Here is a 21,465-nt window from a genome sequence, read left to right on the forward strand (position 1 = left end):
TAGCCTAAGTATGGAACGGAAGGAAAAGGTGGGGTAATTTATGGTGTTCGTATGGTGGTCCTCGCTCACCGCGGCCGGGCACGGGCTCCTGGAGATGCTCGACCCGGCCGAGCGGACCCGGCTGGATTCATTGGACCGCCCGGCGGACCGGGGCAGGTCCATGGTGGGGGCGGCGCTGCTGCGCGTGGCCGTGGCCTCCCACACCGGCATTGCGCCGGCCGACGTCCTTGTCGAGCGCACCTGCGAGGAGTGCGGGGCGCCCCACGGCGCGCCGCGCATCGCGAACCGGGCAATGGCTGCGCCCTGGGTGTCGGTGTCGCACTCCGGGCTGCTCGTCGTGGTGGCGCTGAGCGCGCGTGGTCCGGTCGGCGTGGACGTGCAGCGGGTCTCGGATCTGGCGGACCCGTCTGCGGCCCCGCAGTGGGTCAGGCGCGAGGCGCTGTTCAAGGCGCGGTCCCGGGGGCCCGAGGGCCGCGGTTTGGTGCACGAGCTGGAGGCCCCGTTGGCAGGCTACCTCGCCGCCGTGGCGCTTCCGGCCGATGACGGGCAGGACGTGGTGATCCGGCACTGGCCCGACAGGGGTTGGAGCCTGCGTGGCGAAGGTTCCCAAAAGTGACACCTCCTTAAGCTGCAGTATTTCTTCGGCTGCAGTATTTTGCTTCCCGCGTGTCGCGGCGGGGATCAGCCGGTGCACGACTCGTCCCAGGTCATGATCGGTTCGCAAGTGGACACCGCGCGAACCGGGCCAGGCACAGGCTCGCGGGTTTATTCCGGGGACAGGGCTGGACGAGGCGGCGGTTAATCCGCTGTTCCGCCGGGGAGGGCTTCCGACCGGGACGGATTCCGGGGACATGGCATTCCCGCGTGCCCTGCTGCCGGCGTATTCAAGGTGGCATGAGGGAGGCTGCCGCCGGCGTGTATTGCGCCCGGGGCCGCGAATAATCCTTGCCCCTCAGCTGCCGCTGCACCCAAACCCTTTCAATCAAGCCGCATACCGATCACTCCATTTTGCGGAACGACCGGCTGTCGCCGGACCCATTTGCCAGTCCGTTCCGGCCGGGAGATTTCCGGTGAGAACAAACCACACCGCCCTCGGCCGCCCTCCCAAAGCATTGTCATATATTCATGGTTGCCATGCCTTTACATGACATAGGATAAGTGAGGGATAAATTGTCATTATTTGGTATGCAGGCTCTTCCTGGTCCAGAGTCACGTAAACGGCCGTATAAATGACAAGGGGTTTCAGGGATGCTGATCGGCTACATGCGGGTGTCCAAGACCGACGGATCGCAAAGCACCGACCTGCAGCGCGACGCACTCCTGGCCGCCGGAGTCGAGGCATCGAGTCTCTACGAGGACCACGCCTCGGGGAAGAAAGACGACCGGCCCCAGCTTGCTGCGTGCCTGAAAAGTCTGCGGGCCGGGGACACCTTGTTGGTGTGGAAACTGGACCGGTTGGGTCGGGACCTGCGGCATCTGGTGAACACCGTCCACGACCTCACCGAGCGAGGCATCAGGCTGAAGGTACTCACCGGCGAAGGCGCGGCCATCGACACCACCACCGCCTCGGGCAAGCTCGTCTTCGGGATCTTCGCTGCCCTCGCCGAGTTCGAACGCGAGCTCATCTCCGAGCGCACCAAAGCAGGATTGCTCTCCGCCCGCGCCCGGGGCCGCAAGGGAGGCCGGCCCTACAAGATGACCCCGGCCAAGGTGCGTCTGGCCATGGCCTCCATGGGACACAAGGAAACCAAGATCGGCGCCCTGTGCGAGGAACTCGGCATTACCCGCCAGACCCTCTACCGCCACGTCTCACCCACCGGGGAACTGCGGCCCGACGGCGCGAAGCTCCTGAAGTCCCACTAAACCCCGCAACCAGCGGACGGGCCCCCTCAAGCTCGGATCTGAACCGCCGCGGTGTTTCGTTTCACGCCCAAGCGAAAAGCTCGTTAAGGCTTGGTATCTTGGAGGATGGCGAGCCAGCGCACATTAGGTCGAGCCGCTGCCAGAAAAGTTGCGCCCACTTCTGAGCTGGGCGACGAAGGCGAAACCGCTGTGCTGGATACCGTTGCTGAGCATCCGGTTCATCAAGAAACAGGCTGGAATCGGTGCAGCGAGAAGCACGCCGAGGAACCGCGTGAATGGCCGGACCATAAGTTCGAAACTGCCACCCGCTATGGTGCGGTTGCCCGGTAGACCGATCAATAGCGGGTCAGCATGAGAGTTCGGCGTCTACTCATCACTGGAGTACCAATTCGCACAAACCGAGCTCCCGCAGCATGTCTTCGACAATCTGTCCGGAGGGGAGAGTCGCGTCGATGACGACGAAGGACGGGAAGTTCTCCATCTCCCGGTATGCCGCATCGAATGCCTGCAAGTGCCCGAGCGCCTCGGTGTCCGTGGCTCGACTCTCAATCCTTGCGTGCGCGAGGTCAGCTGGGATATCGAAATAGAAAATAATGTCTGGAGTGGGCAGGATCTTAGACAGGAAAGGAAGAAGCCACCCCGAAAGCAGGCCCCGCGCCCGTCGCAGTGCTACTTGGCAATAAAGGTACCTGTCCATGATCACGATCCCGGGACCGACCGTGGCACGGCAGTGGGAGACCAGTACGTTAACGCAGCGGATCGCCGTTTCGATCGTCTCGAACACCATCATCGGAGGATGGATGTTGAGGCGAGCGGAGCAGGTGGCCAGGCTCCGTCGGCCTGAACGGTTCTTGATGAAGGTTGCAGGGTAGTGCGCCGCATTGAGTCGTTGCGCAAGCAGCCGACCTGTTGTGGTTTTACCAGCCCCATCGATACCGGCGAGAACAATGATCATGACTCACCGCCATGCTCTCCGGACGACGCCGTCAACGATCGGCGTTGGCCGTGCGCAAATGCGCACTGTCCCCTCATCATGGAATATTCCCAGCTCTCATCGGACGCTAGTTCTCTTCTTGATCTTCGTTTTGACTCTCCTGCTGGTCATCGCCTTCTTCTTGGCCATCTTCCACCTGGCCGGTACCTTCGTCCTGATCGTCCTGCTGGTCGGTGCCTTCGTCCTGATCGTCCTGCTGGTCGGTGCCTTCGTCCTGGTTCTCGGCACCATCCTGCTCTTCCACTGATGGTGTTTGTGGGAGTTGCGTGTTATCGCAACTGGTTAGGAAAAGGGCTCCGGATAATAGCAGGGTGGAGCCCAAGACTGCTGTGGCTCGGGTTTTCATGAAGATTCCTTTCGTAGGTGGCTGCCGATAGCGGGGAAGACCCTCAGGAGCGCATCGACCTCTTGATGCGTTGTAGCGGGAGGCCTCCCAGCAAAGCGGATCGCCCAAGTTCCCAATATCTCGTTTAGCTATCCGAGGAGATGATTGCCGGGATGAAAAGGTATGTAGTGCCCACTGCCGACGAATTGGCATCGGGCTCAGCGGCCGAAGAGGTCATCAATTCCCGGCAAGGAGAAATTGGATCCGACATCGTTGAACTGCTCGCCAAGGCCCGAGACGGTTTCACCGGCGTTGGATGCGAACTCTCCCAACCCTCCGGTCAGGCCCTCGAGATCGACGCCGTTGCCCAAGGCCTCGAAGTCAACTCCCATGCCTGATGCCTGTTCCAGGAGCGGTCCGGCCAGCGAACTGACCACGGCTCCTCCAGCGACCGCGGTGAGCACACCTCCTGCCAGCAGCCCTGCCCCTGCCGTAGCGCCTCCGACCATCACACCACGGCCGATGCCGCCGCCCGGACGTGACCCGTTACTCCCGGCGCGGGCGAGCATGCCCCGCAAGAAACCCGGCCGCCCGGCCTCCGCGCGGGCCGCGGTTCGCGCCAAGTCATCGGCACCCGAGGTTCGGGGATGGTCCTCGGTGGGAAGTTCCGTGCGTATCCGCTGCTGGATTTGATCCCGCTGGGCCGGGGTCAGGCGTTCGAAGGATTCGCGGTGCATCTGCTCTATCTGGTGCGGATCGGCGGTCTCCAGGAGGTAATCGTAGCGCGCGATGGCTGCCCGGTCAGCCTTGCTGATCTCCTCGGATGGAACACGCGAATCGGAGTGGTGCGACCGGGCTCGATACGTCTCGGCGGAAACTGGCTGGCGGCCGGCAGAAGCCTCGGTGGTGCGCCCGTCGCCAGTCAAGGTATCTGCTGCAGTGCGGACGATCGCACGCCAGTCTTTCTGGCCGGCGTTCTTGGGCTGATTCGTCGTACCGGACTTGTCCATGGCTTTCAGGGCGAGACCGGTGAGTTTGGAGAACATGCTCATTTGGAGTAATCCTTCGTGATGGAGGGGTCGCCCGGTGCGGGTGCACTGGGACGTTTTTGGTTGCCGCGGGTCTTGAACAGACTCGCGACGGTGGCCACGGTGATCGTGGCGGCAATAAAGAGCAGGGAGAAGGAGATCGGGATCTCGGGGATCCACAACAGCGGCTGCCCGCCGTTGATGAAGGCAAGTTCATTGACGTGCAGTGCGTGGAAGACGAGCTTCACCCCGATGAAAGCCAAGATGACGGCAAGGCCTTGGGAGAGATAGACCAGTCGCTCCAGCAAGCCACCGATGAGAAAGAACAACTGTCGTAGCCCCATCAGTGCGAAGACGTTCGCCGTGAAGACGATGTAGGCCTGGTCGGTGAGCCCGTAGATGGCGGGGATCGAGTCGACAGCGAAGATCAAGTCAACGAAGCCGATAGCGATGATGGTGAGCAGCATCGGGGTAACGAACCGCTTGCCGTCCTTCTTCACGGTGAGCTTGTCTTCGTGGTACTCATCGGTCACCGCTAGGTGACGGCGTACGAAACGCATGAACCGGTTATTGGCCGGATCGCTTTCGTGGTTTGAGAATGCCTGACGGTAGGCCAACAAGAGCAACAGGGCGCCGAAGGCGTAGAAGATCCAGGATAGGTTCTCGATCAGCGTCGCGCCGACGGCAATGAAGATGCCACGCAGTACCAGCGCGATGATGATGCCTACCATCAGTACCTTCTGCTGGTAGATCTTCGGTACGGCGAACGCACCCATGACCAGAAGGAAAACAAAGAGGTTGTCGATCGACAGTGCCTTTTCGGTGAGGTAGCCGGCGAAGTACTCGCCCCCGTACGTCCATCCCGAGAGCGTGCCGATACCGACGCCGAACAGCATTGCGAGGCTGATGTAGAACACCGACCATCGGGCGGATTCACCGATGGAGGGTTCGTGGGGCTTGCGCACGTGGACGAAGAATTCGTAAATGAAGAAGACGATCGTCACTACAATGGTGATGATCCAGATCAGGGGCGTTACCTGCATGAGCGTACTCCAAAGGGATATGGCGTGGATATGACGCCAAGGTCTCCTCCGCTCTGATCAGTTCAGAACCGATGGTCCGGGATGCACTAGTGCATACGTATTGACGGACCGATCGCGGACGGGAGTACTCCCCTTGATATAGATCAGAATACAACATGGCCGACCGGTCGTTGATGCCATGAGTCGAGGATTCAGGATTTACCCAGTGGATTCGTGGCGACTGTGGAGCATTGACATCGTTCAGCGACCCACCAGAAATTTCCCATGGTCCCCATAGGAACCAGCAATTCGGGATGTGGCGCTCCCTAGGACGAGGGCACACGGGACCAGCGCCACCGCACACGCGAGGAAGCCGAATAGGATTGCGTTCTAGCGGTGGTCACCCGAGACGGCGACCGAGAGTCCGACGCCGAGAATGGAAATTCCACCGATGCGCCCCATCGTCGTCATGCGTCGAGGCGAGTTTGCGAGCCAGTTTCTTGCCCGGCCGGCCGACAGTGCCCACGCCGTGTCCGTGACCAAGCCAATGAGCATCGGAATCACCCCTAGGAGGATGATCTGCAGGGCGGTGTTTCCCGCTGCGGGAACGATGAATTGCGGCACGACCGCAGTGAACAAGACGAAGCTTTTGGGATTGGTGAGCCCCACTATGGTCCCCGTGCGAATCGCCGCCCATGAGGAACCAACCCGAAGGTTTGCCGGTGCGTCCTGTTGAGCCGGTGCGGCATGGCGGATCGCTTGGATGCCCAAATACAATAGGAAGAGAATGCCACCCCACTTGATGATCTGAAAAAGCAGGTCGGAGCCTTCGGTCAAGGGACCCAGACCGACGGCGATGACGACACCTACCAGATAGCAGCCCAGGGCATTTCCCACGACACTGGCCAACGCATTCCTGCGCCCGTAGCTCAGTGCCCGTCCCACGACGAACATGACACTGGGGCCAGGTACGGCGATCAGGACGATGCTGGCCAGTGCCAAGGCGAGGGCCTGGGTGAGGGTAACCATCCAAGGATCCTACCGGAACCGAATCGGGCAAATCCCTGGAAGGCAACGCATGTGTGTCCAAAAACGATCGATCCTGGTGGTAGGTGGTGTCCCGAGCTCGGACGACGGGCCCGCCGCAACATGGCAAGGGTCCACCGGAAATCGCTGCCTTGCGACGCGATTGCGTAACCCGGCAAGTACCGCAATTTATACACTGGTTTTCCGGTGGCGATGGGATGGGGCGGTTCATGTTTCCGGGACGCACACCCTCGGTGGGGGATCGCGTAAGTCGATCCCCCACCGCGACACCCGACGTCCAAAATTCCGACAGTTAAAATGGTTGAAGTTTCGCCTTTCCGGATTCTCGGATACCCCGCCCGCACTAATGCCCGGTGAAGGTAACCCAAACGCTACACTTGTTGCATGTCGCCGCATTTGGTCGGGTACGCCCGCGTCTCCACCAACCAACAAGACCTCGCCTCCCAGCAAGCAGGACTCAAGGCGCTCGGCGTTCCCGAGGACCTGGTGTACGTCGACCACGGGCTCACCGGACGCAACCGCGAACGCCCCGGACTGAAACAGGCCCTGGCCGCGTGCCGGGCCGGCGACACCCTGGTGGTCACCAAGCTCGACCGGCTCGCCCGCTCCCTGCCCGACGCCCGGGACATCGTCGAGGACCTCACCCAGCGCAACATCAAGCTGAGCCTGGGCGGGAACGTCCACGACCCCACCGACCCGGTCGGCCGGCTGCTGTTCAACGTCCTGGCGATGGTCGCCGAATTCGAATCGGATTTGATCCGCGCCCGGACCCGCGAGGGCATGCAAATCGCCAAGGCCAAGGGCCGCCTCCGCGGCAAGCAACCCAAGCTCTCCCCCGCCCAGGAAAAACACCTCGTCGCCCTCCACCACGGCGGCAGGCACACCAGCGCCGAAATCGCCGAACTCTTCGGGGTCGCCCGCAGCACGGTGTACCGCATCGTAAAGCGCATGTCTCACATTGATTGAGCGACACCTCTACACGATTGTTACCGCGCGAATGGCCCAGCTCTTCATAATATTTTGCGCATTATGAATGATGGTGCCCTAGCTGTCGCCGGTGCATATGTTGCAGAAATCGGATACGCTCCCACATCAAATGCTTGATAATCTTATGGCCAATCGATTTGTTCGCGCAGGCAAGCTTGGGGAGTCAAAATATTCATGTCTGGATACGAAGATGGCACGATTCATAGCGCGTCCGATAGTTGAACACCACAATGACGACGAGCAACTCCTTGCTAGCCAGCTTGGCAATAATCAAGGCGAATTGGGACCACTCGCAGGGAAGCTTCGTTGATAATTTTCTGCCTTTCTATCTCGACGCAGTAAAGGCCGGGGGCGGCATTGCAGTTTCGGCATCCGATGCAAAGTTGCATATTCGTGAGAGATTCGGAATAGATATCCCGGAAGGCGTGCTGTCAACTCTCAGCCGTCGTGCTGCTCAAAAAAACTACGGCCGCCGGGATAACGGTGCATTCATCCCCGATTTAACCACATTCGATGACTTACGCGACCTCGATCGACAAAAGGCCGATTACCTAAGAAAACAGTCTGCTTTGGTACTCAAGTTGGTTCAGTTCTCGGAAACGCATTTTCAGAGAGAGATGAGCGTTGAAGAGGCAGAAGACGCTCTGCTGAATCACATTGAAGAGCACTCAGTTCCGCTCCTCGGATCCCTCATGAAAGGTGCCCCATACGACGCGCGGGGAGCGTCCACTACGGATCGCGATAGAGAATACGTCGTCAATGCTTTCATAGGTCGCGTTCTTAGCAGTATGCCCGAGTCCTTCGACCATTTAGAGACTGTGGTCAAAGGAAGTATGTTGGCGGTCTCCTTGTACTTACCCAACAACAACGAAATCAGCCAACGATTTGAAGCAACAACTATGTACTTGGATACCCCGGTACTGCTAAAGGCGCTCGGCTACGAAGGAGCTGACGCGAAGGAAGCCGCCCAGGACTTGGTTTCCTTGTGTAGAGCCGCCGGTGCGGAGATTGCCTGCTTCGAGCATAGCGTGGGCGAAGTTAGGGGCATTCTTGATAGGTCTGCTGCCAAGGCGTTAAAAGGTGGACTGTTTGGTAACCAGCGAAGAGCAACAGACACATATTTTGAAAACAATAATTTCGAATCAAGCGACATTCTATTGCTTTCTCAACGCCTAGAAGATGATATCTTAAAGATCGGTATAGTTATACAGGAACGACCTCCCGTAACCGAAAATCTGACAATTGACGAGTTGTCGTTAGAGCAACGTATGGAATCAGAGATTGGATATTCCAGCAGGGATACCCTCCTCAATGACCTTGACAGCCTAACTGCTATCCATCGCCTACGTGGCGGCCGAAGTAGCTCGCGCTTAGAACGGTGCAGAGCGCTTCTCGTCACAACGAATAGCGGATTAGCGCGCGTCGGTCGATCTTTCTTCGTACATGATGGTGATCACGGTTGGCCACCAGCACTGACCGACCATCATCTGGCAACACTCGTTTGGCTCAAAAAACCTAACGCTGCACCCAATCTTCCACGACGTCAAATACTTGCCGACTGTTTCGCAGCGCTCGAACCAGAGGGTCGCATTTGGGACCGCTATCTGGAAGAATCCCAACGTCTTGCCAGTCGTGGACAAGCGTTGCAAAGTGACGTCATGCTCCTAAGATATTCCACCGAAGCGCAACGTACCCTGATGGATAAAACCATGGGCAATGCGGAGAAAGTAACGGCGGAAACCGTCGCCGAGATTCTTCAAACCGTCAAGGGAGAAATTCTGTCCCCAGCCGTAGCCGAAAGAGACGCGGCCCTACGAATAGCTAACGATACCCGAGATGAGTTGAACAGTGCGGAGGACACGATTGCCAAAAACGAAGCTCTCATTAAAGCGGAAAAAGAAGCTAAACTGTTAGCTGAAAACCAAGTCACCGAACTTGAGAGTCGTATCCAAACATTAGAATCCGCTGCAACAAATCGCCGGAAATTTGCACAGTCAAAAGCTAAATCAGTGGCGAAATGCAGGTATATTATTACTTTGTCTATTTGCGGACTCATTTTAGTACTATCAATAATTTTCGGAACGCTTGCACCAACCATTATTCCTTCACCGATAAGACCTTTTGTTCTACCTCTCGCCATATTATCCGCATTGGCTGCAACGGCCACACTAATGTTTGGAGGGAGCATTAAAGGTGTTGCCAGTTCTTTCCGAACCAAGGAAGAGTCAAGGCTCGAAAATAAATACTTCCGCCAGCTGGGCGATTGAATTTTTATAACTATTAAAATGAATTTTTTTGGAATTAAATACTAGGTGCGGATACAGCTCCTCTTTCGCCTAGCTGAATGCGCGCGGGAACATCGGCGGAGAATCTGCGATGCCCGTCTTTGAGGGCTCCAGGTCACAACCCCTTCCTGCGCCATGCTCCCGACGCCGCTCCGTGGGAAATACTGATCATTGAGGGCTTCACCAGACCTTAATGCCGAATCGCCGGGACACGGTCTTTAGGGCCGGGTTGTGGAGGTGGATGGGCGCGCCGTCATTGGAGGCCATCTCCTCGCCTTCCAGGCCGTCATCCCGGCGGCGCAGCCAGTACGCCCAGCAGTCCCCGCCCCCGTGCTTGCTCCTGAACCGGATCCCCAGCGGCAGGCTTCCGTCATCCAGGACCTGCTTCCGGATCCAGGACGCCACCAGGGTCGTTGCGGCGCGGTCCTCCCCGTGCAGGACGCCCAGGGTGAGCTGGGTGAGTCCGCATTCCTGGTGCAGCTGCGCACCGATGCCGGCGCGGATTGCGGCGATGGAGTCGGGGTGTTCGACATCGACCCACCTGCCCCCGCTGTGCAGCGTGAGTTCGTAGATGCTGCGCCGGTCGCGCCAGTGCTTGGGCAGGGCGCCCAGGCCGAGTTGGTTGCCCCATTCGGTGCCCACGGAGCGCAGGTATGCTTCAAGGTCCATGCCCATGAAGTCGGCGTCCTTCTGCAGGGGATGCACGGCGCCGAGTGTCAGGGCATAGCCGGAGAGGACCTCCGCGAAGGCGATCTGCTGGTCGTCGGAGATGTAGACCGTGGAGCCGGGTGTGTCGTAGCGGCTCCAGCCGGCCGGATCGTCCCCGGCCAGTCGTTCGGGCGGGTCCAACGGACCGCGGTGGGTGGTGGCGATCCGGCATCCGGTCCGGAAGCCGTCAATGATCCACAGGCCCGTGGCCTCGCACTTGTGCCCGTTCAAACGTCCTGCCTGTCCTCGAGGAACGCGGTGAGGGCCTGGGCGACTTCCTTGTGCCGGTCTTCGCGGATGGCGGTCAGGGGCGTGTCCTCCTCCAGGAAGGGGTTCCCGCCCACGAACCACGCGCGGGCAATGGCGTCGGTCTCGGCGTCGGCGATGGCGATCCACACGCGGTGCGCCAGCAGCAGCCGCTTCTGGAACGCCGGGCCGGGAACCGAGCCGGCCGGCTTGGCCCACCGGTGGGGGGCCTTGGGGTCCTTGCTGCCAGCCAAAGTGGCCACTAGAAGCGGACCCAGGTGGGAATTCAGGCGCCGGACGACCTCGTGGATATCCAGTCGTGCCGTCTCGGCATGGCCGGCGATGATGATGGTGGATATGCTCATGACACCATGATAACACCCATATAACACCCTAAACCCACCTGGTCTAATGACATGGATTCGAGCAGTTTGGGAGGACCAGTGATTCCGAGGACCGTCGTCATGTTAAAATACGTCCGGACTGAGTATGCGAGAGCGAAGCTCAACACTTCATATTAAGTCCAGGTTGTCGGTACGACAAGGCAAGATGAACCCATGACTAAGTTGAATCGCGAATGGGCCGTCGAAGAGATCGATCAGTTTCTACACGCTACCGATCAGGTCGGCTATGACAACAGTGCTGGCGGTGTTTTTATGATGGGATCACACATCCGCGGTTCGGAAACGGAGGTATCCCAGCACGCGCACGTTGTGGAGCAGATCCTTGACCGAGCACTGCCCTCTTGGAGTAGGGGCCGGCCCAAAGAAGACAGCGAGTTTGAATGGCTCCGTGACCAAGCGTCCCGCGCCAAGGCCGCACTTCAGCGAGCGACAGAGCTCACTGAGAAACTTGGAGACAATGCTCCGGACATGGATGCCGCGAATTTGCACCCCTGGGCGTGGGAGAACGGCAGATCCTATTGGAATACCGGTCACTTCCACCAAGCCGTGATGCAGGCCGCCATCCGGATCAATGCTGAGACCCAAGCAAAGTTGGGACGAATGGATGTTTCCGAGACGGCGCTCTTCAACGAGGCGTTCTCGTTGGACGAGCCGAAGGACAACGCACCACGGCTCAGGTTGATGAAGGACGACGGCGGGAAAACATACCAAAACCTTCACCGGGGCGCCAGGTCCTTCGCGGACGGGCTTTACACGGCAATTCGTAATCCCGGCATGCACATGCCCACGGAGGGCGGTGGAGGCGAGGAGCAAATTGCCCTCGAACAAATGGCTGCGTTCAGCCTGCTGGCTCGCTGGATAGATCAGGCCGAAGTTACGAAGGTTTAGACCCTGAATTCCCCTCGTTCCACTGGACGCCGTCCACATCGGATGTCGGTGACGCGACATTTCTCATGGAGCGCTGGGGCGTTTCTGGAATCAGGCAACGACTAGTGTGTCGGAAAGGTTCGGGGCGCCGCCTTCCACATTCAAGTCAATCGCGGTTCCCTGCTGGAGCACGATCGTAGATGCGTTGTTCAATAGCCACATATCGGCGAGGCCGGCGAACATGCCCCTTGATCAACCAGAGTTAGTCAGGGCGTATCAATCCAGTCGATGGGGATGAGTGCTTCGCCATTGCGCCATCTATGGCGCACCGACGCTTCGAACCAGCTTTCGGGAAGATCTGCATGGTCACAGACAATCAATTGGAAATCCGGCGTGAGCTCGGTGACTACGTCCCTCATGAGTTCGAACATCGCCCGAACAGCAATGCGGTCGGCGTCTTTCTCGGGGAGGCCCGTCTTATTGTCTTTTTCTGATGGGTAATGTGCCTGCGTCGGCTGATCGAGCATCAGGAACCTTGGAACGGGTCGCTTCTGCAGGGTGAGGTAGCGGTGAAGAGCCAAGTGAGTGGCAAGGTGATATCCAACCCAATTCTTTGCGCTGCCGATGCGCGAAAGTGGAGCCGGCCCGGTCGCTGTGTCCGCAACCACAGTTAGTCGGGCCAAGTCGAGACGAACATCCTCTGCACTGTGTTCTAGTTCCAGTCGCTCTGCGTAAGCTTTTATGTCACGACCGATGGCAACTAGCCGGGACGTGAGCTGTTCTCTTCGCATATCGTCGTCGAGTTCGCTTTCGAGTGCCTCTACGACCGCACGCGCCTGTTCCAATTGCTGCCGCAATACCTCAACCGTTATTTCGTCGGTTAGTTCAAGCCGGGCCAAGGTCGCGTCAATGCGACCACGAGTGAAGTCCCGATTGTCAGAGCGTGCTTCATCGGTGACGCGTCGACCTCTATCCAGGTTCCGAAGGGCCACGTCTAGAGCGCGCAACTGCTCTCGTAGTGATTCCGCGCGGGTATCGAGTTCCGTCAGCGCTTGGCGTTGTGCAGGCCGCGCACCGGATAGGTCTCCGATCTGCCTATTTAAGGATTCAAGACTATTTCTAAGGGCACTGGCTGTCGGATCAGGATCTTGCAGATCGCTTCCACAGGCAGGGCAATCGAATTGGAAATGTTCTCCTCGGTCGGTGTGGGGGGTGTCGCTGAGATCGGGGAGCAATTTCAGAGAGGTGAGCCGGGACCGTTGCTTTTCCACCGCAGTTAGGAATCGGCCCGTAGTTTTGGCTTCATTCAATAGCAGGGCTCGATTTTCCATTACCCCCCGAAGTTCCCCGGAGAGAACATCCCGCTGCTCTTCGATGATGCGCCATTGATCTTGCCCGTCGAAACCTGTAGACATCTGGTCGTTTATTCGCTTTACACAGGCGGCTTGCAACGCCCTGACAATTGCCCTCCCATCAGCGGTGTCGACTTCTTCGGCGAGGCCAGCTGCCATGGCTTCGGCATAGAGTGCGCCAAGTTCCACATTGATGGTTCGCGCTGCCAACTGCGCACGTTCGTACTGCGTTCCGGCTCGAACAAGTGCACGCTTGGCGTCGCGTAGTTGCGCGCGCTTGAGCGCTTCATCGGGGGCAACCGCCCCAAGAAAATATGGAATCGTATCTCTCAAGGCTTGGTCGATCCCGGGCTCACCCATCCGATGAAACAACACTGACTGGCTGGCAATCTCGGATTGGGATTGCAGGCAGAGCAGTGCCGCGTGTCCCAGATTGGCTTCAAAAGGATGCCGTAACGACCAGGGGTCGGGGTCAGTCTCGTTTTCTTCGATGCCTACACGCCGCCCAAGTTGCTGGCGCAACTGCTTCGTATCAATATTCGTTCGTAGGTCTTCGAGCGATGGGGCTTCCAAATTGACGCCAAATTCCAACATTGCACTTGACGTAGTTGCATTTTGACCTGCTGGTTTTGGTCGGGCCACAAAGGCACGGCTCCCATTTTCATCGAGCTGCCACAGCGCACCGTACCATTGGACGGTGTCCGTGATCGGGCCAACAGGAACTAAGTTCGTGTCACGGCCCAGACAATATTCGACAATGGTGAGCAAGGCGCTTTTGCCCGTTCCGGATTCACCCGTGACTATGTTCAGTGCTCCTGGCACGAAGTGGAGTTGGCGCATGCGGCCATCGGCGTTGTAAAGGATCAGCGAGAGTAGTTGCACGAGTCTAGGGTGCCACACCGAGGAGAACGAATGCGGTCGCCGGCTGCTCCACCTTGGTCAACCATTTGCCCACGAAGCCGGCTTTTGACACGATTTCCTGTACTTCACTCTTCGGTTCCAAGGTGTGCCCACGGCCGCGTGCCAGATTACCCAAGACATGCCCTTCGTTATCGATTTCGAGTATTCGATTGGTGATTCCAAAACGCAGCCCTTCTCGGACAGGATCTCTCAGAGAAAGAGCGCGAAGCCCAAAGCCGGCGTGCTCTACGGGATGATCCGCAATCCATGCTCCAAGATTCGTTCTCATGCTCCTGGGGAGTGCCTCGCGGGTGCCGCGGTGGAGAACGAAGGGCGCAACCAAGAAAGCCAGAGGCCACGTCATCTCGCTTCCACCATAATTACGGTATTGAGAGGCTGCATTAGCTACTACTACTGCCAACAAGGCTGGGTTCAACATTGTCGCCTCTGCCCGGGAACGCTCATGCCATGCAGTCATAAGACTGATCTTGCCAGCATCAGAGAGTTAAGTGCGATTCTTCACCCTAGTGTGAGCGTCAGCGACTCCGAATTTTAGGGATTAAGCGTCGATGACCAATGCATCGATTCGGCCCATGAAGTCCGGATGCCACCCAATTCTCTGAGTGTCGTCCTCATGACCAGCCAGTTCATGCCTCTTTCCACGAGCATAAAAGCCTTCGTTATAGTGTGTCCGGACCGTGACAGCGGTCGACTTCAATAAATAGTTGAGCAACTGACGGCCAGCTCGGCTCTTTGCCTTCTCGGCTTCAACTGGTGGAAGGTTTGCAACGTCGAGGTCGTAGACCATGCTGTCGAATTCCCTCTCCCATTCGAACCTCAGTTCCGCTTGAAAATCCTGAAGCTCACGCCGCCCGAGCAGGCTATCGCTTAACCAGTCTGTTTCCTGCGTGACGGCACGGTGATAGTCAATGATGGCGCTTCGAAGAGAGCGACCTGAATAATCAACCAGCTTCAACTGCTCCACGAAGCGTGAGGCGCTGTAACCTGCAATGTTCTCTTCAGATACCGACGAAAGGGACACAGTTGTCGGTAAGTTTTCGCTAGTGTATGTATCACGCAGCTCCCGTACAAAAGCAAGAACTTCACTGACGCTAACGACGGCTCGTCTCCCGGCGAGCATCGATACTGCCATTTGGGCCCACCATAGCCAAACTTGGGCAACAAACCGGTCTTCACTCTGGCGATGTGAAGGCAATCCATAGGCCAGTAGCTCCCGCAATGAACTATCCAGGTCGTGCGGCTGCAATGCACCATCAAGCACACGAACTCGATTGATTAAGTTACGGCGTCCTGCAGCTCCAAGCTTGAGGAACTGTCTGCGGGAGTCTTCCGTCTCGGTGTTCGTGGCATCCTTGGCGGCCCGTACAAGCAATCGGACTGCGGCCGCCACGTCTCGGGGCCGCGCACCACCTGAATCGCTGGGACAAAGGACAAAGGCTGCGGTTCCAGGGCTGGCTACCGAGGTCGTGACGAGGGCGAGATCCGGTCCCTGAGGATCAGTCGCATCTGACCGGTCCATCCATACTTTGAGGGTCTTCCAAATATCCACGGCTTTGTCACCAAGACCGGCGGCTCGCGCGGTCGTGTGAAGCTTTATCTGGAGAAGTTCCCTTGCGTCCCCCTCATCGGTTTCGTCAGTCCACGCCACATCGTCGTGGAGTTCGATACTGATTGCTTGGTCGGGCCTGGAGCTAGCCTTGCGCAAAAGTTCAACAAGAGCCCAATTCGTTTGGAAGAGATATCCTGCCGCAGATGCGGCAGCGTTGTGCCCGGCCATCTCATTTCCTTCCTCGAACAGTTACAAAGTCGGCCAATCAAAAAGCAGCCTGCTTCCTAGCCGATCATAATGTGAATAGTGTGATCTTGCCTTTTGGGGCCGTAGGTTTGTAACTCATCCGCGGGTGCCTCGAAGGTTGAAGTTCCTTAGTTGACGCGAAGTATCGACCGCAGCTTTGCCTGGATACGCGGTGATCAATCCTTAAATCGGCTATTAAGCGTCGACAGGCCGCTCGACCTCCTGGCTCATGGCGGGGTGAGTAGGGCGGCGGGTAGAGATCATCGCCAATCAAGGGCGGCTAGGAGTAGATTTCCCGCTACGGGATGCCGCGAGCTGCGAAGTGGCTCTAGGCGATCGTTAGACTTACACCGCCTTGTGAGCCATGAAATCGGCACCACGACGGGGGTTGGGCTAGATTCAATACAGCTAGACGTTGCCACGGGCAACGGAAACCGTGGGGGAACATATGCAGCGCAGTCGTGCCGAAGTCGTCAAATCGCTGGAGGCTCTTGTCGAGAGCTGGAAGGGCTACACCGGGACCGAAAAGGCCGGGGCACAGACCTTCATCAACCAACTCGTCCAGGCCTACACGGGCGAGGCGGACCCCCGGAAGCTCGACGCCAGCCACGAGGCACACCTTCCGTTGGACGAGGGCAACAAACACGGCTTCATCGACTTCTTCTGGCCCGGTGTGGTGCTGATCGAAATGAAGGGCCCGAAGGAATCCGTCCGGCTGGCCGAACACCGCCCGCAGATGCTGCGCTACTGGAAGTACTGCGCCACCGAGGAATTCCCTGCGCCGCAGTTCACCATCTTGTGTTCCTTCGATCGCTTCGAGGTCTGGGAGCCGGGACGCTACCCGAACGCACCCCGGGACGTGTTCTCTCTGGCCGAGCTGCCCGACTTCGTGGATTCGCTGGCGTTCCTCATGGGCCAGGGAAAGACCCCGAGCTACGGCGGGCCGGGCCAAAAGATCACCATCGAAGCATCGAAGAACATGATCGACCTCTTCGACCGGCTGGGCCGCCGCTTTATCGGCAAGGACGAATACGACCTCACGGAAGACCAGCTTCGCCGCTTCGTCGTCCAATGCACCTGGACGCTGTTTGCCGAAGACCTGGCACTCATCCCGCCCAAAAGGTTCGCCAACCTCCTGAAGTCCCTGGACGACGATGCCCACGGCGCAAAAATGCGGATCCCCGGGCGCGAGATCCAGTCATTCCTTGGCGCGATGAACTCCAAGAATGCCATGGACCGCAGCGAGGGGTTCCTGGCCGGGCTGCCCTACGTCAACGGCGGGCTGCTGGAGGACGTACCGTACATTCCGCTCACCGCCATGGACGTTCGGGACCTGCACAACGCCTCCCGGTTCGACTGGCGGTACGTGAACCCGACGATCTTTGGTTCGCTCTTTGAAGGCTGCCTGGGTGATCGCCGCCGCCAGTTCGGCGCACACTACACCCATGAGCAGGACATCATGCAGATCGTCGAACCGACGATCCTCAAACCGTGGCGCGACCGCATCGCCGCGACCACCAAGTACAAGGACCTCGAGGCACTGCTCCGGGAACTGTGCGATTTCAAGGTCCTGGACCCGGCCTGCGGGTCGGGCAACTTCTTGTATGTGGCCTACCGCGAAATCCGGCGCCTGGAGCACTATCTTAAGGACAGGATCGACGAGGCGACGCAGGCGGCCGGCAAGCACCCGCGGATGCACCTTGATTTCTATCCCATCGACAACCTGCACGGGATCGAAATTGAGCCTTTCGCCGTGCAGATCGCCCGGCTGACCATTTGGATGGGCCACGCCCAGATGTCCCGCGAGCTCAATGTCCAGGGCGATGACCCGCTGCCGCTGCACGACCTGAGCACCATCATTGAAGCAGACGCACTCAAGTCGGACTGGCCGGCAGTGGATGCGATCATCGGCAATCCGCCTTTCATCGGAAGCCAACACATCCGCAAGTCCAACGGGGATGACTACATTGACTTCCTCAAAACCGAGTTCAAGGCCGGCGTGGTCGACCTGTGCGCATATTGGTTCCGCAAGGCCAACGACAGCATGCAAGACGGGCACCGGGCCGGACTGGTGGCCACCAACTCCGTGTCGCAGAACAAGGCCCGCGGGGCCTCCCTTGACTACATCATCGCCAATGGGGCTGTCATCACCGATGCCGTGTCATCACAGGTGTGGCCTGGTGATGCAGCCGTGCATGTTTCGATTGTCAACTGGGTCAAGAGCCCTTCCCTGCCTCCTTCCGGACGGCTCTTGGACAAGATGCCCGTTGAGGAGATCAGTAGTTCCTTGAAAGTCGGGAACGCCAATCCGACGGCGTCCAAGCTGGCTCCCAACAGTGGACTTTCTTTCCAGGGGTGCATTCCGGTGGGCAAGGGATTCCTGTTGGAAGATTCGGAAGCTCAAGCGCTTCTCGCCCTCACGGACGCCAATTATGCAGATGTTGTCCTTCCTCACTTGGGTAGCAATGACATCGCTGACAGCCCGGATCTGGTCCCGTCGGGTTGGATAATCGACTTCGGTCTTCTCGACCTGGACGATGCCATGGCCTATCCGGCCGCTTTGGAGATCATTCGCCAGCGCGTCAAGCCCATCCGCGATGAGAATCGCCGCAAGACAACGCGTGAAAAGTGGTGGCGCCACGGCGAAGCCAGGCCGGCGATGCGTACCGCTCTGGCGCCTCTCTCGCGCTTTATCTCTGTCGGTCGGCATGGAAAGAGGCTGCTTTTCATTTGGGGTGACAAGGCTTGGTGCCCCAGCGATGCAACCAATGTCATTGCTCGGGACGACGACTGGACATTTGGTGTGCTCGCGTCTTTCGCTCACAAGGCCTGGGCCTGGGAGCAATCATCGACCCTCAAATCCGACATCAGATACACCCCCTCAACGACATTCGAAACCTTCCCGTTTCCAAACAGGACGACAAGTACATCGGCTGCCATTGAGATGGCGGTGGCCAGTGTGGTTCTGGAACGATCCAACGCGAGTGCGAAACTGGTTTCTCAGGGAAAGAAGCAGGCAGGGCTGACAGCCGTGTACAACGCGATGGACGAGGGAGCTTTCGCCGCACTTCGATTGGCCCATCAGCGGCTCGACGAAGCGGTCTGCAAGGCCTACGGGTGGTCGGTATCCGTGCTCGATGACAATGAAGAAGTCATGAATCAGCTCTACGACTTGAATGCCTCCCTATCCGCTGACTCAAGCAACTACAACCCCTTCGCCAATGAGTCCTAGGCCGCTCGACCCTCCGAAGACTGAGGGATCTAGCGCTACCGAGCGGCGCTTGGGTCAGTGAGTTGTTTCTGCAAGACGGCGCCGCAGCTGTGTGAGGGGGTCTCCTATCATTGGTGTAAAGGTGATCGAGCTGGCATATCATCCCTGTGCGGCACGGGCCTAGGTCAGTTGTCCCCCAGCGGGGCAGGAATGGGCGAGTCGGCATGCTGCTCTGTCGGACCGAAGATGAAGAATGAGCACATGCCTCATCGTGATTCCCGATCCCGTATTGACATCGGCCCTTTCAGCACGAGCCTGTGGTCGTGATGGACATGAAGATTGATCCGAATTCTGGCGAAGAATGGGCCTACCGCCGCCGGGACGATGCGGCCTCGGAACGCGTCCTCGTGAGGGCCTTGCATCGGCAGGGACAAAAATTCCGCGCAGACATCAGGCATCTGTCCGGGGACAAGGTCGGCCTCGAGGAAAACGTTCCCCGGGGCAGGCTTCACGTCCCGTGGGACGAAGTCGGGGACTACGATGCGCTGATGGAAGGGCTGGGGCGCCTTCGGGCCGAAGCCCTCACCAAGGCCGAGGAAAGCGCCCTGTGGAAAGCCACTGCGCTTCTCCTGCCGCCCGAGGTTGCCGAGCTGTTCGCGTCTCCGGTGGACGAGGCCCTTCTGATCCATGACCAACCCAGGTTCGAGCCACTCATCGGACAGTCCCTCTCCGTTTTGCAGCACGAGTTCGCCTGGATCCTCTATGACGGCAAGACCTGCCTCTCCCCCCGGGGATCGCTTCGTGTGGCGGAACTGCTCTGCCGCAAAAACCCGGCTCCCGTGCTTGAAGTGGTCATGGCCGAGGAAGCCGAAGCCCGGGAAAAATCCAAGCACGGGGGAACCGTAACCAGCTTCGAATCCAATGAACTTCTGCCTACCTCGCCGGATTTGGAATACAAGTTCTACCTCGAACGGCACAAGCCCGTCCATGAGATCCTCCGCCACTGGTGCGGCTATCAGGCCGTCACCGACCATGAGCGGCTCCTGGCCGCGGAGGGGGAAATCCATCGGCTCGATACGCTGCTCGCCAGCGCCCTGACGTCCTTGCGCCACGTCAACAAGCACCAGGCCGATACGTTGGCGGACGAGCACGAGAACGAACGAATCACCCCGTACGCCATTCGTCCGATCCCCGAACGCCCCCTTCAACCGCACGAAATACCGGTCATCAGGATCCCGGCACGACGGCAGTGGTGGCGCTAGGATCGACAAACGATTCCGGATCCGGTCGGCCATGGCGCTGGGCACATGGCACCATGCAGGCCCCTCCGGCCCGAACCTCGGTTCGCTCCCCCGCGATTCATGCACGTTGGTATCCCTGCGCCCGGGTGACCATGCCCCTGCTTGCTGCAGCAGCAGATCTCGCGCCGGGCCGGTGCCGGGAAAGCGGGGGGAACCCCGAAAAGCCCGCTACCTCCAGAACGGTGCATACCGGTGGATGGCCGTGCAAGGATGAACCCATGACAGCAGACCAGCCCGATCCGGAGGAAACCGGCCATTACTGGACGGTCGAATTACACACGACCTCACCCTCTCAGCACGAGTACGGGGCCAGGGAACACCATGCGGAACTCGTCGTGCAACACGACGATCTGGGCAGCCAGCGATCTGCCGGTCGCGCCCATCTGGTCGTGGTTCCTTTTGGCGCATCCGCAGCAGCGTTCCTGGATCGGGCCGACGAGGTGTCGGCCGATCCCATGGCCGCGGCCGAATTCGCCGTAGCGAGCATGGAGTTCCTCGACGCCCCCGGGATGGTGTTCATATCGTCCGTGGAACTGGATGAGGACGTGCGGGGAAACAAGCTCGGCCAGTTCCTGCTGGTCAGTGCCGTCCGGGCGCTGACCGACCTTGCACCCGATGCGCTCGTGGTGCTCGAACCGGCACCCATTAACGCCGACAGCCTCCCGGAGCCCGCGCGTCGAGATGCCATTGACAAGCTGGTTTCCTATTGGGCCTCAGTGGGATTCGAATTCGACGAGTTCGACGAGAATCCCCGGTTCATGTCAGCCCTGGCACGTGGACTGGTGAAGATGGACCCGTATCCGCGCCTCCAGAACGGCATAGCGACCTAGGATTTCCGCGTTGGCGCAGCGGCAACCCGGTGCCCGCGGGGGGGAAGGCGTTGCCTTCAATCGCCGATAACCGCACATCTGTCGTTCAGCTAGGCCCTGTTCGTACATGCCGAATGGTAGATTTTTTGTCTATTTACAGTCTCTATCTGGGTACTTTAGTGTCCATGCAGGGTATTATGGAGGCATAACCGCAGCCATACGGATCAACGGGAAGGGGATACTCCCATGAGCATTGCCACGATCACCGGGGCGGCCCATGCGCGCACGGCCCGGCTGGGG

Annotated in this window: 18 protein-coding genes; 9 read left to right on the forward strand and 9 right to left on the reverse strand. The window is 58.9% G+C overall.

From position 1 onward, the window contains the following. Positions 1-40: 40 nt before the first annotated feature. Entirely contained in the window at positions 41-616 is a 576-nt protein-coding gene (locus DQ353_RS21810) for a 4'-phosphopantetheinyl transferase family protein (RefSeq protein WP_181578465.1), read from the forward strand. A 632-nt stretch (positions 617-1,248) separates the two neighbouring features. Further along, on the forward strand, positions 1,249-1,863 hold the full coding sequence (locus DQ353_RS17055) for a recombinase family protein (RefSeq protein WP_113764373.1): 615 nt from the start codon (positions 1,249-1,251) through the stop codon (positions 1,861-1,863). A gap of 373 nt (positions 1,864-2,236) precedes the next feature. On the opposite strand, the gene DQ353_RS17060 is transcribed toward DQ353_RS17055, so the two are convergent. Next, complete coding sequence (locus DQ353_RS17060) at positions 2,237-2,818, reverse strand: dTMP kinase (protein ID WP_113764375.1); 582 nt, start codon at positions 2,816-2,818, stop codon at positions 2,237-2,239. A gap of 118 nt (positions 2,819-2,936) precedes the next feature. Between DQ353_RS17060 and DQ353_RS21815 the strand changes: the two genes are divergently transcribed. Further along, on the forward strand, positions 2,937-3,104 hold the full coding sequence (locus DQ353_RS21815) for a hypothetical protein (RefSeq protein WP_181578466.1): 168 nt from the start codon (positions 2,937-2,939) through the stop codon (positions 3,102-3,104). Positions 3,105-3,400: 296 nt separating this feature from the next. Here the strand turns inward: DQ353_RS21815 and DQ353_RS17065 are convergent, their stop codons facing one another. The 3 genes from DQ353_RS17065 to DQ353_RS17075 form a co-directional block, all read right to left on the reverse strand. Then, positions 3,401-4,234, reverse strand: a complete 834-nt coding sequence (locus DQ353_RS17065; RefSeq protein ID WP_113764377.1) for a hypothetical protein — start codon at positions 4,232-4,234, stop codon at positions 3,401-3,403. Further along, positions 4,231-5,253 (reverse strand): TerC family protein, encoded by a 1,023-nt coding sequence (locus tag DQ353_RS17070; RefSeq protein WP_113764379.1) that lies wholly within the window; start codon positions 5,251-5,253, stop codon positions 4,231-4,233. The genes DQ353_RS17065 and DQ353_RS17070 overlap by 4 nt, the downstream gene beginning before the upstream one ends. 369 nt (positions 5,254-5,622) lie before the next feature. Then, positions 5,623-6,261 carry a LysE family translocator gene (locus tag DQ353_RS17075; RefSeq protein ID WP_113764381.1) on the reverse strand — a complete coding sequence of 213 codons (639 nt, stop codon included), beginning with the start codon at positions 6,259-6,261 and terminating at the stop codon, positions 5,623-5,625. A gap of 402 nt (positions 6,262-6,663) precedes the next feature. Here DQ353_RS17075 and DQ353_RS17080 point away from each other — a divergent pair, with 402 nt between their 5' ends. Next, positions 6,664-7,245 (forward strand): recombinase family protein, encoded by a 582-nt coding sequence (locus tag DQ353_RS17080; protein WP_113764383.1) that lies wholly within the window; start codon positions 6,664-6,666, stop codon positions 7,243-7,245. 251 nt (positions 7,246-7,496) lie between these two features. Then, positions 7,497-9,533: a hypothetical protein gene (locus tag DQ353_RS21405; protein WP_146755309.1), complete on the forward strand. Its 2,037-nt coding sequence runs from the start codon at positions 7,497-7,499 to the stop codon at positions 9,531-9,533. A 198-nt stretch (positions 9,534-9,731) separates the two neighbouring features. On the opposite strand, the gene DQ353_RS17090 is transcribed toward DQ353_RS21405, so the two are convergent. Both DQ353_RS17090 and DQ353_RS17095 read right to left on the reverse strand, forming a co-directional pair. Continuing rightward, complete coding sequence (locus tag DQ353_RS17090; RefSeq protein WP_113764387.1) at positions 9,732-10,490, reverse strand: RES domain-containing protein; 759 nt, start codon at positions 10,488-10,490, stop codon at positions 9,732-9,734. Next, positions 10,487-10,870: a hypothetical protein gene (locus DQ353_RS17095; RefSeq protein WP_113764389.1), complete on the reverse strand. Its 384-nt coding sequence runs from the start codon at positions 10,868-10,870 to the stop codon at positions 10,487-10,489. The genes DQ353_RS17090 and DQ353_RS17095 overlap by 4 nt, the downstream gene beginning before the upstream one ends. 192 nt (positions 10,871-11,062) lie before the next feature. Between DQ353_RS17095 and DQ353_RS17100 the strand changes: the two genes are divergently transcribed. Next, positions 11,063-11,797 carry a TIGR02391 family protein gene (locus tag DQ353_RS17100; RefSeq protein ID WP_113764391.1) on the forward strand — a complete coding sequence of 245 codons (735 nt, stop codon included), beginning with the start codon at positions 11,063-11,065 and terminating at the stop codon, positions 11,795-11,797. Between the two features lie 245 nt (positions 11,798-12,042). On the opposite strand, the gene DQ353_RS17105 is transcribed toward DQ353_RS17100, so the two are convergent. The 3 genes from DQ353_RS17105 to DQ353_RS17110 all read right to left on the reverse strand — a co-directional run bounded on the left by DQ353_RS17105 (position 12,043) and on the right by DQ353_RS17110 (position 15,826). Next, positions 12,043-14,010 carry a DUF3732 domain-containing protein gene (locus DQ353_RS17105; RefSeq protein ID WP_113764393.1) on the reverse strand — a complete coding sequence of 656 codons (1,968 nt, stop codon included), beginning with the start codon at positions 14,008-14,010 and terminating at the stop codon, positions 12,043-12,045. A 4-nt stretch (positions 14,011-14,014) separates the two neighbouring features. Next, complete coding sequence (locus DQ353_RS22035; RefSeq protein WP_220094045.1) at positions 14,015-14,506, reverse strand: three component ABC system middle component; 492 nt, start codon at positions 14,504-14,506, stop codon at positions 14,015-14,017. 81 nt (positions 14,507-14,587) lie between these two features. Then, entirely contained in the window at positions 14,588-15,826 is a 1,239-nt protein-coding gene (locus DQ353_RS17110) for an ABC-three component system protein (protein WP_113764394.1), read from the reverse strand. A gap of 454 nt (positions 15,827-16,280) precedes the next feature. On the opposite strand from DQ353_RS17110, the gene DQ353_RS17115 reads away from it, so the two are divergent. The 3 genes from DQ353_RS17115 to DQ353_RS21415 all read left to right on the forward strand — a co-directional run bounded on the left by DQ353_RS17115 (position 16,281) and on the right by DQ353_RS21415 (position 21,186). Continuing rightward, entirely contained in the window at positions 16,281-19,076 is a 2,796-nt protein-coding gene (locus DQ353_RS17115; RefSeq protein ID WP_181578467.1) for a DNA methyltransferase, read from the forward strand. Between the two features lie 311 nt (positions 19,077-19,387). After that, on the forward strand, positions 19,388-20,317 hold the full coding sequence (locus DQ353_RS17120) for a hypothetical protein (RefSeq protein ID WP_146755311.1): 930 nt from the start codon (positions 19,388-19,390) through the stop codon (positions 20,315-20,317). Between the two features lie 257 nt (positions 20,318-20,574). Continuing rightward, positions 20,575-21,186, forward strand: coding sequence for a hypothetical protein (locus tag DQ353_RS21415; protein WP_146755312.1), 612 nt, complete (start codon positions 20,575-20,577; stop codon positions 21,184-21,186). Positions 21,187-21,465 lie beyond the last annotated feature (279 nt).

Origin of the sequence: Arthrobacter sp. AQ5-05 (genome assembly GCF_003287975.1) — a bacterium.
Taxonomy (GTDB): domain Bacteria; phylum Actinomycetota; class Actinomycetes; order Actinomycetales; family Micrococcaceae; genus Paeniglutamicibacter.